Annotated in this window: 1 pseudogene; it reads right to left on the bottom strand. The window is 24.0% G+C overall.

Features of this window, described 5'->3' with window-relative positions:
- Window positions 1-358: pseudogene (locus ELQ12_RS09985) on the bottom strand (motility associated factor glycosyltransferase family protein); the annotation flags it as partial.

Here is a 358-nt window from a genome sequence, read left to right on the forward strand (position 1 = left end):
TCTTCACTCAAATCCAGCGTACTTAAAGCTAGGATAAAAAGTTCTATTTCGCTTTCAAATACAAAAAGATGTTTATAGTGTTTAGCTAAATTTTTAATCAGTAAAGCATTGCCTATACCATAAATACATATAAAAGGATATCTAGGAGTTTTTTCTAAAATACTTTGATAGAAAAAATTTAATTCTTCTTCTAAATTTTCATACATAAAAACATTATGAGTTTTATCATAGATATTTAAATTTTCATCTATATTAAAACGAGAACAAGTTTTATTTTGTATGAAATTTAAAAGTTTATTTCCTAAGGGTTCATTTACTCCACTTAATAAAGCTTGTATGTTTTTTTCTAGTATGGTCA

The organism is Campylobacter sp. US25a, assembly GCF_004379075.1.
Taxonomy (GTDB): Bacteria; Campylobacterota; Campylobacteria; order Campylobacterales; family Campylobacteraceae; genus Campylobacter_D; species Campylobacter_D jejuni.